Genomic DNA, 13,661 nt, shown 5'->3' on the forward strand with positions numbered 1-13,661 from the left:
AACAACTTATATACTTAGGTAGGTGAACAATATTAATAGAAGCATAGTTTATCATTCAACATTATGTATTTATTGTCTCACATCACTTATATATATTATCTTACTGAACATAGAAAATGGTCGTAATTATTTAGGATTTACGATGGTTGTTCCGCTTTTAGCTGTTATTTTATATCAAAAATTATATAAGAAACAAAAAATAGTTCATACATTTGGATTTTCACGTCCAAAAATAAAAACACTAATTTTCTCTATATTATTGCCACTACTTCTAGGACTATGTCTCCATTTTTATTTTTATATTTATGATATAAAGTTCTTATATCATCATTGGAATGAATTAGGATTTCTCTTGCTCGTTGGTCTTACAATTGGATCTTTATCTGCAGTATTAGAAGAGATTATATGGCGAGGGAATTTTCATTACTATTTACGAAAAAAATATTCATTCATGCAAACAGCTATTATTACAGCTTCACTTTGGTCTTCATGGCATTTACCAGTAGCAATCTTTTATAAAAATTATGAGTTTCGGCTTGTAGGAATATTAAGTTATCTTTCTTTATTATTTATATTATCTATAATTTTGACGTACACGAGAGAATATGGCGGTTCTGTAATATCGCCCGCAATTTTACATGGTATGTTTAATGTATTTTATTTAACAGATGTAGTGCAAAACAAGTGGGATGCCAGCCTAATAGAATTAATTAAATTTATCTTTTTAGCAATTGCGCTCTGCATTATGTATCTTATACATCGAAAGGTTAAAAAATAGTTAACAATTAAAAAAAGTGTTTCAGTTTAATGTACCTTAATTAGCTCATTAAGTACTTCAACACCTTACAATTATTCAATAATCGTATAGGTGTTGAATAATTGTAAGGTGTTGAATTTTTATAATCTTAGTTGAACGACTTCGTTCTCACAATACTTATTTCTATCATGGAGAACAAAACAAGTATAACTAAACCTTTTATTCTCATTTTCATAAAATAAACCTTTTAATCTTTTAAATAAGGAAGTATGCATTCTTTAATTAACTTCCATCTATCCCCTGTATTCGCCATAACTTCCGACGCAATCACCACCACCAATTCCCTCTCCGGTACACAACAAATCACATTTCCACCATCGCCCATGGCACAGTATGAATAGATACCATCTTCTTTTCGTAACCACCATAAGTAACCATATTGATTTGGATTCATCGCTATTGATTCTTTTATCCATGATTTTGAAAGAATTTGCTTTCGACCATAAATACCTTCATTCAAATACAATTGTCCAAATTTAGCCATATCTCTAACCGTTAACGTAAGTCCCCAACCGCCCGTCGAAATACCATCTGGATCGTGTACCCATCCTTTCACATCTTTTCCGAATAAGTCATCAAATCCAAATGCTTTCATATTGTAGTTTGGAATTTCTCTCATATCGATTGATTGAAATAAGTATTCATTCGCAAACTCACGGGAACTTTTCCCTGTTACACACGAAATAATTGCTGATAATAAATGCGCGCCTGCGGACGAATATTTAAAATGTCCCACTTCTCCGCCATGTCCGATTCTATTTAGTGTATACTGCACCCAATCCTGTTGTGTACATAATTCTTCTAACGGTTCCTGCCAATCCACATAAGGATATGGAGCTGTCATTGTAAGTAGATGCCGCACTGTTACTTCAGATGAAATAAAATTATATTCTGGGAAAAATTCTATTACCTTTTGGTCAACGCTTTTTATATAGCCTTTATCTACACACATCCCAATTAACGCAGAAATAATCGTTTTTGTGACCGATGCCACATGAAATGTATCATCTGGACCGTAACCATTATAATAATTTTCAAAAGTAACATTACCTTTCTGCATTACTAACATACCATTAATATTTTTATATTCTTCTTTTACAACACAATCTAACTGTTCAGCCGTTTTCATTGCTCTTCCCCCTTAATCTATGATTAAAAAGGTTCGATAGGTACATATATATCGACTATATGTTTATGTTCTGGGTGCTGCCTCGGATCATTTTTATACACTTCAAAAGGATACGAATCTCTCGGTTTATATCCGCTCTTCGGGAGCCATTCACCGTATAAAAAGTTCCATGCCCCTTTGTATTCATCTTGGAATATTTCAAAGTGACCTATCGCATATGTCCCTGAAGGTATTGCCATTATTCCAATGTCACTCGTTCCTACTGAGGCTTCATCTGGAATTGTTATACATAGACTTGTTCTTAAATGATAGTCTTCTGTAAACTCATGATGATCGTGATAAATTGTTAATACCTTCGTATCCTCGAATACATGATAGTTCTGCTCCGATGCGTAATGAAATAGTTTCTCTATCATTTTTGGAAAATCTATAGCTAAATCCTTATATGTACCTACATGTCTTATGTATGCGACGTTTACTTTGTCCGCTGTTACAATTTCGACCTCTCCTCGAACCTTCTTACACTCATTGTATTGAGAACCTTCGCTAACGTCTTTGCAATTCTTGCTATTGTGATTTCGATAGTGAGACGGACTTACTCCGTACTGACTTTTAAATGTCCGGGAGAAAACTGCTGAATCCGTAAAACCATAATGATAAGCAATATCTGTAACCGTCATATCCATACGATATGTAAGTAAATGTGTTGCCCTCTCTAATTTCAAACGATTCACATACCGAGATAACGGCTCTTCCATCATCCCTTTAAAAATTCTATGAAAATGAAATTTTGAAAAGCCTGCCACATTAGCTAAATCTTCAATGGAAAGCGAATCATTTATATTTGATTCTATATAGTCTTGCACTTTATAAATACGTCGTAAATACTCGTTTCTACTTTGAGAACTCTCCATATTCTTTCCTCCTCACAACAAAAAGGCTAACTTCACGTTAGCCTACTTTATACATGTTTTAAAAATAAAACTCTACTCCCGTCGTTCCCATCATAATTTGTATGTACGGATACACCATCTACCTCATCATCCCCGGCTTCAATTTCAAAGCCAATTTCTTGATGAAATTGTATCGATTTTTTATTAACTGGTGACGTGATTGCTTTTACAACTTTACGATTGTTTGCGCGAGCAACATCAAAGAAATAAGAATACAATGTCGATGCGATTCCTTTTCTTCTATATTTCGGATTTACACCGATAAAATGAACGTACGCTTCCTCTTTATGAGTTTGTGAAAAGAATCCGCATAAGAAACCTAACGTTTCTCCTTCTTCTTCAATGATAAAACTCGTTTCTTGAAAGTGAACGAAAAACAATTTTGGCAACATACTAGCCATGTCTCTTCCGCCCCACCAATCATTTAATACGGAATGAATCTTTATATAATCTTCCCCTTGCATGTTTCTTACTCGCATGTATTTCTCCCTCTCACTCACTTCATTTTTTCATAAATTTTAATGACTGTTTCTACTAATAGGATGAATACCCAAATCCCGCAAAATACAAGAACAGACTGGAATATCGATCCAATTACCATAACACCAACCGCACCTGTTATTGAAAATGATATTCCACCAAGCCCTGGATCCTGTATAAGTACTCCAGCAGAAAAAGCAGTTATAATAGATACTATTAAATAAATAACACTCATTATTTTTAATATTTTTATAGAAAGATACGAAGTTTGTTCTTCTTCCACTTGTGATAATTCTATTTCCCCGCTCGCAATTCCTTTTTGCAAACAGTCCTCACATAAAAATTCTTCCTTAATTTTTTTACCCCCATGCAATGTACCTGTTATTTCTTTACAGCGCGAACACTTTCGATTTATCATGTTGTTACCACTCCAATCTATTAAGATTATACTTATATAATTCTACATTTACCTTAATATTCCTTTTATGTATTTTATAGAGAAAGGTCGTGTTTTATGATTTCGAAACTCACGTTTGGCTCTAAAAAAACTACAGTTCATTATGTATTTAGACCTAGTTGTTATGCGGTTATTTTTAATTCATCTTCTTCAAAGGTTGCTATTATTCAAAAAGGAGATCGATTCTTTTTACCTGGTGGCGGTATGGAAGGTAACGAAACGAAAGAAGAATGTTTACATCGTGAACTACTAGAGGAATTAGGATGGGCAATTGAAATTGATCAATATATCGGTAATGCAGCACGATATTTTTATGCGGAAAAGGAAGATACATATTATTTAAACGATGGGTTCTTTTACATTGCAAACATGATACATCAGGAAACTGAAAACTGTGAGGAGGATCATGTTTTGAGGTGGATTTCTCCATTACGTACTTTAGAGCTTTTCATTCATGATCATCAAAAATGGGCTGTTGAACAAGCGCTTTTATTACAAAAACAAAAAGGATCTCCTTCTATATGAAAGAGATCCTTTTAAAGATTAACTTACTTTTTTCAAATTGAGAGCAGGCTTTTTGATTCCGCCTTTTTTTACAACATATAAACCGATAAAGATAATAAACCCGCCAACTAATTGCATCATATTGATTTGCTCTCCAATTGTTACAGCTGCAAAAATGACTGCGAACAATGGTACAAGATACATATAAACCATTACTTTCGTTGAGCCGATTTTACTAATACCGACATACCACATAGCTAGTCCGAAGATTGTCGCAAAGACGATCGAATATGCTAGTGAACCCCAGCTTAGCATGTCTACTGGCCACGTTAATGTATTTACGTTGAATAGACAGTATATAACTAGAGGTACAATTCCAATTAAAGTAGACCATGATGTGACCCTCATTGCGGAGTATTTTGTAATAAGAGGCTGCGCTAAAATTGGATACCATCCCCACGCAATTGCTGCTACTAATCCAATTACATTTCCGAGCCATGCATACTCGTAAGTAGCTCCTCCCGTATGTCCTGTTAATAAAACAAATGCTGCACCAATAAACGCTACTATTGAACCAATTTGTACTTTCATCGAAAAGCGTTCTTGTTTGTGCAATACTGCTAATATCCCTGTAAATATAGGTGACATCGCAATTAATAATGAGGCGTTCGTTGCTGAAGTATATTTCACAGATAGCATAAACATCGTTTGGTACATTGTCGTTCCAACGATACCGACTGCTAATAATCGTAACCAATCTTTTCTTTCAATACGTAATGAGCGTTCCATAATAAATGTAATAAGTAATAATACCGGTGATGCTACTAAAAAACGTAAACTATTAAATTGAATGGATGACATAAATGCCACGCCATACTTTCCAATTGTATAATTTGCTCCCCATACTAATGCAACTGATACTAGGAGCCACTCCATTTGCCATCGTTTCATCCGAATCTCCCCTTCCCTATTTAGCATAGTGAAATTGGCTGGATATAACACCGTCCAATTGGCTGTTTTTTTACCCAGCCAATTTGTTATACTTGATTTATATAAGAGATGCGGAGGCGTTTGTATGGAATGGAAGCTAGATAACGACAGTAAAATCCCCATTTATCAGCAAGTTGTTGACTTTATTGAAAGACGTATTACATACGGAGAGCTTCCTCCTGGTAGCTTCCTCCCTTCAGAACGGAAATTAGCTACGCAGTTAAATGTAAACCGAAGTACGGTAACGACTGCTTATAACGAACTACGTGCTATGGGAATTGTAGAAAGTACAACTGGTAAAGGTACACGTGTGAGTACACATATGTGGGGCGTCTCTCCGACATTAACGCCGAACTGGAGAGGTTTCGTAGAGGGCGGTACTTTTTTACCAAACTTACCGTTACTTCGCCATATTCGGGCAGAAGTACAGCAAAATGAAAATATTATAGATTTCGCTAATGGAGAGCTCGGTTGTAATCTCTATCCTCACGATCAACTACAAATGATTTTACGAGAACAACCGTTAACACAGTCATTAAGTTACGATCATCCCCAAGGCTATCTCCCGCTAAGACAAGCGGTAGTAAAATATATGAAGGATTATTTAAAAATTGAAGCGACCGAACAGTCGATTATGATTACATCCGGTGCGCAGCAAGCACTTCACCTTATCGTACAATGTTTATTAAATCCAGGTGATGCAGTCGCTTTCGAAAGTCCTTCTCACTGCTATTCATTACCGTTATTCCAATCAGCAGGTATTCGTATTTTCCCATTACCTGTCGATGAGCATGGTATTAATCCGGATGATGTGCAAGAGTTATATAGAAAGCATCGTATTAAAATGATCTTTTTAAATCCAAATTTCCAAAATCCTACGGGAACGATGCTGCATCCGAACCGTAGAAAAAAACTGTTATCACTTTGCGCAGACTTACGAATTGCGATTGTTGAAGATGACCCGTCCAGTTTACTTACTTTAGAAAATAAACAACCTTGCCCTACTTTAAAATCGATTGATGAAAACGGAACAGTCATTTATGTTCATTCCTTATCAAAAATGATTGCGCCAGGATTACGAGTTGGCTGGCTTGTCGCCCCCCAGTCTGTAGTAGAACGATTATCCGATGCACGGCACCAAATGGAATTAGGAATGAGTATATTCCCCCAGTGGCTTATGCAACAATTTTTCGAAACCGTACCATTTCAGTCTCATATAGTTCCTTTACGAAAACAACTAGCAGAAAAAAGAGACATTATCGTCCGCGCCCTAAACGAGCAACTTCACGATAAAATCTCTTTTTCCAATCCGACCGGTGGTATATACATATGGGGGAAATTAAACGAACCAATAAACGAGAAACAACTCATTATGCAAAGCTTAAAACAAGAAATCGCCTTTATGCCAGGTAGTATTTTTGGCGCGAAAGATGGTTATATACGTTTGTCTTATGGAAAAGTAAATATTGATCAAATTGAGGAAGGTATTTCTCGTTTGCGTGAGGCTATTTTGGTTTGTGAAAAATAACATGAGGTAAAGAAATCTCGTTTGACAAAAGTCAAATCTACCATTATTATCAACACGAACCTATTTATAGGAGTGATTACAATGAAAATTTACGTTGATGCAGATGCTTGTCCTGTAAAAGATGTGATTATTTTTGAAGCTACGAATGCGGAAATTCCTGTTACCCTCGTTACTAGCTTCTCTCATTATTCTAATGCCCAGCAGCCAAAAGGTGTGGAAACAATTTATGTTGATTCCGGAGCAGATGCTGCGGATTACCGGATTATGCAATTAGCAAAAAAAGAAGATTTAATCGTAACGCAAGATTACGGTCTTGCTTCGCTCGCTTTAGCAAAAGGCTGTATCGTTCTACACCATAAAGGCTATAAGTATACGAATGAAAACATTGACCAACTATTACAAACACGTTATTTAAGTGCAATGGTTCGAAAAAGCGGCAAGCGTACAAAGGGGCCAAAACCATTTACAGCAGAAGATAGAGAGAAATTTAGAGAGCTGTTTAAAAAAGAGATTTCACTCTAGAAATGAACATTCTATTTGTAGGGAAAACTTAGCAAAGAAAAGAAGAGAATATCCACATTAACATTCTCTTCTTGAGGTTTACCCGTTTAAAATGAAGGTAAATTATCTAAGTTATTTTCTTTCATACCATCAGGTTCACTACGTATAATATCCCTGCCATACTTATGAAATACGTCCACATGAGCTAACTTTCCTGATTTTGCTTCACTAAGAGCAGTAATATAATCTAACTCTCTCCCGCTACTTGTTTTAAAAGCAATTAAATCCCCATCATCATTTTTACGAACTGCAACTATTTGTTCTGCCCCTGAATCGACTTCCTGAGCTACTTCCAAATGGGCTTGTTCTTCTCCTTGATGTAAATAATCGTCATAAACTTTTTGAAAGTCTTTTTCGTCCATAAAACTCACCTCCAACACATTTTTTAGTATGGTTGGGAGCTATTGGTTTTATGTACTTTTTTATTAACTTAAAAAGACTGCACTACTCCAAATAAATAACCCAGATTATACTTTTTTGCCTAATACAAATTTATTTTACAATCCTTTACCTCTCAATTTAAGCTAAATTTAAGTGTTAATATTTTCCTAACAATATTATAATTTATTATATCGAAAAGAAATATGGAATGGAGAATGATAATGTTGAATATAGATGTTAATCGTTTAACTGATATTTGTTTAAATTATCAGCAATCTAGATTTTATGTTACTAGAATCCCCCAAGATTTCTTATCAATTGCCCAAAAACGTTTTTCTATACCTACAGATGATCAAATTATCGCTTTTTTAAGTTGTAATTTGTTTGGATCAGGAAAATATGGTGTTTACTTTACAAGTTCGGGTTTATACTGGAAAAATTGGCTAGTAGGTAAAGGAAATATGAAATGGGATCAATTAAATGAAGTGCAACAAATTGAAATTGATAAAGATGGTTTTTTATCTTTTGATGCACAAAAAAGCTTTAATATTAACGGAAGCGATTATCCACCACGGTTATTTAAAGAATTACTTATAACTCTTACAAATTCATTCCAAAATTCAAGGCAAAATGATATACATCCAGTTATAAAAATTAATGAGATAAAATCAATCTGCTCTTTGTTTGAGACGCATGATGAATTATTAGAACCTGATAATGGATTATTTGTAGATACTCATATTTCACACAAAAAGTTAAAGGAAATTGGAGCAAAATATATTATTCCAAAAGAAGAAAAAATCATTGCTTTTTTAGATACATCTGTCCTTGGTAATTTGAGTAAAGGATCCGATGGAGTATTAATTTGTCAATCAGGTATATATTTTAGAGAAACTTTTGTACACTTGTATTTTCCATGGCATGTCTTTAGGAATATCCCTATTACTTTGACTTCAAATGAATTAGAAATCGGAAAAGGAAACATATTTCATCTTCAACATGCTAGAATGCCTAGTCAAGAGATTCTATTATTCATCAAGAATTTAAAACAATATGTTAATACTTTATATGAAGAAAATCCGCAACTACATATTTAATAAATTCGTTACATATAAGCTCGTGTATAATTAATTCTAAAATTTCAATTCAACTAAAAAACCGATTATTTTTGTAGGGAACCCACAGAAATAATCGGTTTTTAAATCTTATTCTTTGTTTAAATGCTCTTTTATGATGGAATCTGGTGATGAACCACATGCTCTAATTCGGTAGTCTTTTTAATATCTATGTCGTTTCTTCAAAATCTTCAATATAGCATCTGTGTAAAAAACGTACTCCACTCTTCTTCAGTTAAAAGCTTTTGGTTCTGTAACGACATGATAGATGTTACTAATACAACTTACACTAGAAATTTAAATATTCTTTTGAGTGTTTTCAAATGAAAACATAGTCCCCTCACCATTTGATTGTAAAGTGTATTTTATATCGAACATCTTTGATATATCTTCAATATTTTTCAAACCGAGTCCCGTTCCTTTACTATTTATATCAAAGCCAATTCCGTTATCTCTAAAGGAAACAATATCATCGCCTATGAGGATCTCAAGTTTGTTAGCTTTTGAATGTTTAAGCACATTTTGAAAAATATTATCGAATAGCCTTTGAATCCATAACTCATTACTATTCCATATCAACTCTTTATCTTGTGGATTATATACTAATTCAATTTTATGTATGCTATACAAATAGCTCCATTTTTTAATCATATTTTCTATTAAATTATGTAAATTCACTTCATCATTCACAATATAAGTATTCTCTAATGTCTCTGTAGATTGAATATTAAATTCGTTAGTTAAATCACTTATATATTGTATCTGCTCATACATTGATTCAAGTACTGGTGCTTGTTCTTCGTATTCGCCTTCTAAATAATATAATTGTAATCTAACCGCAGTTAAGGGTGTATTAATATCATGCCGTAATTTATTTAATAGCTCTTTTTTTATTTGTTCCTGTTGTTGTAGTTCTAATTCTCGATAAGTCGTTCTTTCTATAAGCAAGTTTACTGACCTAATCAGTTTCCCCATCTCATCATCGCTTTTGACATCTATTATATTAGGGGTTTTTTTATCACTTGCTAAATCTCGAATCGTTCGATTTAATACATTAATTTTATTTAATACTGTGTTAATCGATTTTGAAAATACAAAAGCTAATACTAATAGTGATAATAAAAATATAATTAACATAGTAGGATATGCAAAGGATTCGTGAAATGGAATGTTTTTGTTTTTAGTTTTAAAGACAACGTTATAAATAACTGATACAAAGATACTAATTGACAACAATAACAGTGGTACGCTAACAATAGCGGAGAATAGTAGTAACTGATATTTTTTCTTTAAGTTCATTTCTTCATAAAGGTATTTAGTCTATACCCTTCTCCATAAATATTCTGAATAATATCACCTGTTTTATCATTGATTTTGGCCCTGATTTTTTTTATATGTACGTTCATGATATTTTGATTTCTATCTTCGAGTTGCCATAAGTAATCAAAGAAGTGTTCTTTTGTTAGAATTCTATCTCTATTTTCATATAAATAGAAGAATATTTTACGCTCAATCGCAGTAAAAGCAACTTCATCACGCAAACCATTAATTAGAACCCTTTTATATTCTGCATCTATAAATAAATGTTTAATTTGCGTGAAAGTACCATATTGATTATCTAACATTTTCTGAATCCTTAACAGCAGCTCTCTAGGATCAAAAGGTTTTATCATGTATTCTTCTCCAATAGTCAAACCTTTTAATTTACTATCAATATCATTCCGAGCTGATAGAAATATAATTGGAATATTTAATCCTAGATTTTTTATTTTCTTTGTAATTTGATAACCATCTTCACCTGGTAACATAACATCCATTATGACTAAGTCTATTTCATGAATTACATCAAGAACATTCTTTCCTTCTTTCTTCCAATACACCTTATACTTCTCGCGCTGCAAAATTTTTTGTAATAAATCTCCTATCATCAAATCGTCTTCAACAATTAATATGTTATATTCTTTCATTATGTAGACCTTCCATCGCTAAAATAACAATAGCTTAGTTCTTCACTACTTTATTATTAATAAAATCCATAGCAATTTTGTATATTTCATCAGGAGCGTATAAATAAATACTATGTGTACCTTCAATTATTTTCACATCAGCTATTAATAACTTGCTAGCAAACTCCTTATAATCTTTGTTTTTTTGCTTTGTATACTTCGAATCTTTATTTTGCCTAGCAATTGCATCTATAAATAAAATAGGTGTCTCTTTTGGGATTGATAAGGAATTTGATTTTTTACCGTTATTGTAGCTTTGTAAAAGTTCTTGCTTCATATCATCGTTAAAAGCTTGTTTATATGTAAGCGCTCTATAAATATCTTTTTCCTGTTCGTTTAAAAAAGATTGCCGAATGACTTCGGGATTATAAGTAATAGAAGGAACTAATCTCTGAAAACCAATTTTCGTTAAAATATTCATCGCTTTTATTCTTAATGAATCAACTACGCCTATTTTATGAGTTACATACTGTTTAGGTAAACCAATATCTAACGCAATAATCCCTTTTACTTCACTTGGATATTTTTGTGCCCAGTAAATAGCCTCTATACCCGATAGAGAGTGTGGTACTAAAATGTATGGTGGTTTATTTCCACTTCGAATAAGCGCTTCTCTCGTTTGTTCTAATATCGTATCAATATCTCTATCATCTTGAAAAACATCACTGTATCCATAACCAGCTCTCTCAATTACAGAAATCTTGTTTTCTTTCGAAAATTTACTATATAAGCCTTTCAATTCATAAACAGGAGCGGCAATTCCAGATCCGGCCATAAATACAAACGTATCCTCCCCGCTCCCCTCATTATAAACATTCACTTTTTTATTATTGAAATTAACAAATTCACCTTCATTATTTATTAATTTCGATTCCATTCTTAATTGATAGTTATGATATATAAATACAGCGCCTGTTCCAAGAAACATAATGCTACTACACACAAAAAATATAATTTTTACTATCTTCAATAATTTTTTCATATGACACCCCTTTCAGCCTATACTGAAAGGGTACAATGTAAAAATAAATTTCTAATAAATTTTCCAAAATTAATATTTTCTCTTTGTTTCTAAGTATGGACGATTTTTAATACCTACGCAATTTCTTCAAAATCTCCAATATATCATCTGTAAAGGCCGTACTACCCTCTGTCTCTAAAGCTCTGAAATATAAACTTCTTAAGAAAGCTCTAATATTTTGTACTAAAATATCATGCTGGGGATGCGGAATGTCTTCAACAATTGCTATACTATGTAGCCAGTTGCTCCACTCTTCTTCAGTTAAGAGATTTTGATCTCGTAACGACATAATTGGTGTTACTAATCTCTCATCCTCAAAGTGTATGTATACGTAGTCATTCATACGAACCTTCTGACGAACGGCAGCAAGGATTGCATATGAAAACTCACGATTTCGTATTGTACGTGCTAAAGCATCTAGTGCATCAGCCGCATGTGCAGTTGAGTGTGCCCAACCTTTTCCTTCTACGTAACCCCTTACATCTTCTTCTAAATAGACATATTCCAGCACTTGCTCTGCCACACTGTACAGTTGTTCTTCAGATAACAATGGTTCTCTTTCATGAACAGATAAAATAAGTGGTGGAATTAATACGGAGAACGCACGTTTAAAAACAGAGTCTGTTCCCTTTTCACCAATTTTATAAAATAAATAATCCGGACTAATTGCTTGTAACATTAATCCTCGTAATTCTTTTTGTCTAAATACATCATTTGTAATCCATGTGTGAAGCGTACTATAAATCAGTTCATCACGTAATTCAGCATCTGGTGATCCGATATAATCTAGCATCCACTGTGCATATGGATATGCGTCTACATCTTCTGGTACAGCATAATTATTATTTTTAATTTGTTGTAGTTCTTGTTTTAATTCTTGTACTTCTGTCATTATATTTCCTATCCCCTTTTTACGTTTTTTAATTGCCTTATCCCCTGTTATTCACTTCATAAAATTACTCTCATTATACAAGAATTATAACAACAAATATAATGCTATACATATATTTCTGATTTTGTATTACTTTCTTTCCTGAAATATAACTTCTGGATTTTCTAAATCACTATTCTGAAATACAACATTCGCACACTCTTTCGGCTTATGCTCTTCAATATACATCTTACAAGCCGCATGATACCTGTTCAAAAACATCTTCTCTGCTTCTTCATAACTTCCAAAAACTTCTGTTTCTCGCTTTGCACCACGATTTCTCGCAATCTCAAAATCGGTATCTACAAAAATTTTATAATCAAATAGATGCTCAATGTCTTTTTTCAATAGAAATGTTCCATCTACTATTAGCACCATATTTGACAAGGCCACTAGCGGCTCATTATGTACAGAGACATCCGTTATTAAGTTATGAGAAATCGTTTCATACTGTAAATTCCCGCTAGGTCCTAAAGGCTTTAATAATCTTTCTTTGAAAGCTGTATAATCGTGTGCATCTTCGTAATACCCTCTTGCTGATTCTTTACCTTGTGTATAGCGAATTGCTCTCGGGTTATGAAAATCATCAATGCTTGCACGTGTTACTGGTACTCCGCACTGTTTCAATTCCTCCGCTAGTTCATTTGCAAATGTTGTCTTTCCTGAGGCTGTAATACCACTCACTCCAACTCTTATTGGATGAGTTAAGTTTAACGTTAAAATATGATCAGCAATTTCTTTCATTCGTTTTTGGCGATGCACGATATGACCTCCTCATTTTTGTTTAC

16 protein-coding genes are annotated in these 13,661 nt (G+C 33.3%); 5 read left to right on the forward strand and 11 right to left on the reverse strand.

The genetic code is table 11. The features are described 5' to 3' along the window. Positions 1 to 22: 22 nt before the first annotated feature. Positions 23 to 778 carry a CPBP family intramembrane glutamic endopeptidase gene (locus tag EXW56_RS14590; RefSeq protein WP_215596676.1) on the forward strand — a complete coding sequence of 252 codons (756 nt, stop codon included), beginning with the start codon at positions 23 to 25 and terminating at the stop codon, positions 776 to 778. A gap of 226 nt (positions 779 to 1,004) precedes the next feature. Here EXW56_RS14590 and EXW56_RS14595 read toward each other — a convergent pair whose 3' ends face one another. The 4 genes from EXW56_RS14595 to EXW56_RS14610 are packed head-to-tail and all read right to left on the reverse strand — an operon-like array spanning position 1,005 to position 3,797. Continuing rightward, positions 1,005 to 1,946 (reverse strand): serine hydrolase domain-containing protein, encoded by a 942-nt coding sequence (locus tag EXW56_RS14595; RefSeq protein ID WP_215596677.1) that lies wholly within the window; start codon positions 1,944 to 1,946, stop codon positions 1,005 to 1,007. A gap of 23 nt (positions 1,947 to 1,969) precedes the next feature. Next, positions 1,970 to 2,860 carry an AraC family transcriptional regulator gene (locus tag EXW56_RS14600; protein ID WP_002200045.1) on the reverse strand — a complete coding sequence of 297 codons (891 nt, stop codon included), beginning with the start codon at positions 2,858 to 2,860 and terminating at the stop codon, positions 1,970 to 1,972. Positions 2,861 to 2,907: 47 nt separating this feature from the next. Next, entirely contained in the window at positions 2,908 to 3,378 is a 471-nt protein-coding gene (locus EXW56_RS14605; protein ID WP_215596678.1) for a GNAT family N-acetyltransferase, read from the reverse strand. A gap of 17 nt (positions 3,379 to 3,395) precedes the next feature. After that, complete coding sequence (locus EXW56_RS14610; RefSeq protein WP_215596679.1) at positions 3,396 to 3,797, reverse strand: DUF3980 domain-containing protein; 402 nt, start codon at positions 3,795 to 3,797, stop codon at positions 3,396 to 3,398. Positions 3,798 to 3,893: 96 nt separating this feature from the next. Between EXW56_RS14610 and EXW56_RS14615 the strand changes: the two genes are divergently transcribed. Further along, positions 3,894 to 4,361 (forward strand): NUDIX hydrolase, encoded by a 468-nt coding sequence (locus tag EXW56_RS14615; RefSeq protein WP_215596680.1) that lies wholly within the window; start codon positions 3,894 to 3,896, stop codon positions 4,359 to 4,361. A gap of 18 nt (positions 4,362 to 4,379) precedes the next feature. On the opposite strand, the gene EXW56_RS14620 is transcribed toward EXW56_RS14615, so the two are convergent. Then, complete coding sequence (locus EXW56_RS14620; protein WP_215596681.1) at positions 4,380 to 5,291, reverse strand: DMT family transporter; 912 nt, start codon at positions 5,289 to 5,291, stop codon at positions 4,380 to 4,382. 124 nt (positions 5,292 to 5,415) lie between these two features. Here EXW56_RS14620 and EXW56_RS14625 point away from each other — a divergent pair, with 124 nt between their 5' ends. Then, complete coding sequence (locus EXW56_RS14625) at positions 5,416 to 6,858, forward strand: MocR-like pyridoxine biosynthesis transcription factor PdxR (protein WP_078174733.1); 1,443 nt, start codon at positions 5,416 to 5,418, stop codon at positions 6,856 to 6,858. A gap of 81 nt (positions 6,859 to 6,939) precedes the next feature. Beyond that, positions 6,940 to 7,380, forward strand: a complete 441-nt coding sequence (locus EXW56_RS14630; RefSeq protein ID WP_078174734.1) for a YaiI/YqxD family protein — start codon at positions 6,940 to 6,942, stop codon at positions 7,378 to 7,380. 86 nt (positions 7,381 to 7,466) lie between these two features. On the opposite strand, the gene EXW56_RS14635 is transcribed toward EXW56_RS14630, so the two are convergent. Further along, the gene (locus EXW56_RS14635; RefSeq protein WP_215596682.1) at positions 7,467 to 7,781 is read right to left on the reverse strand and encodes a DUF3892 domain-containing protein; all 315 of its coding nucleotides are present in this window, start codon (positions 7,779 to 7,781) and stop codon (positions 7,467 to 7,469) included. A 240-nt stretch (positions 7,782 to 8,021) separates the two neighbouring features. Between EXW56_RS14635 and EXW56_RS14640 the strand changes: the two genes are divergently transcribed. Further along, entirely contained in the window at positions 8,022 to 8,897 is an 876-nt protein-coding gene (locus EXW56_RS14640; protein ID WP_215557100.1) for a hypothetical protein, read from the forward strand. 315 nt (positions 8,898 to 9,212) lie between these two features. Here EXW56_RS14640 and EXW56_RS14645 read toward each other — a convergent pair whose 3' ends face one another. The 5 genes from EXW56_RS14645 to EXW56_RS14665 form a co-directional block, all read right to left on the reverse strand. Next, complete coding sequence (locus EXW56_RS14645) at positions 9,213 to 10,214, reverse strand: sensor histidine kinase (RefSeq protein WP_215596683.1); 1,002 nt, start codon at positions 10,212 to 10,214, stop codon at positions 9,213 to 9,215. Further along, the gene (locus EXW56_RS14650) at positions 10,211 to 10,882 is read right to left on the reverse strand and encodes a response regulator transcription factor (protein WP_199693035.1); all 672 of its coding nucleotides are present in this window, start codon (positions 10,880 to 10,882) and stop codon (positions 10,211 to 10,213) included. The genes EXW56_RS14645 and EXW56_RS14650 overlap by 4 nt, the downstream gene beginning before the upstream one ends. 34 nt (positions 10,883 to 10,916) lie before the next feature. Next, a complete protein-coding gene (locus tag EXW56_RS14655) occupies positions 10,917 to 11,903 on the reverse strand; it encodes an alpha/beta fold hydrolase (RefSeq protein ID WP_215557103.1) in 987 nt (328 codons plus the stop codon). Positions 11,904 to 12,009: 106 nt separating this feature from the next. Further along, entirely contained in the window at positions 12,010 to 12,834 is an 825-nt protein-coding gene (locus tag EXW56_RS14660; protein WP_215596684.1) for a DUF2785 domain-containing protein, read from the reverse strand. A gap of 129 nt (positions 12,835 to 12,963) precedes the next feature. Continuing rightward, entirely contained in the window at positions 12,964 to 13,635 is a 672-nt protein-coding gene (locus EXW56_RS14665) for a nucleoside/nucleotide kinase family protein (protein WP_215596685.1), read from the reverse strand. Positions 13,636 to 13,661 lie beyond the last annotated feature (26 nt).

This window comes from Bacillus mycoides (genome assembly GCF_018742245.1).
GTDB classification, from domain to species: Bacteria; Bacillota; Bacilli; order Bacillales; family Bacillaceae_G; genus Bacillus_A; species Bacillus_A cereus_U.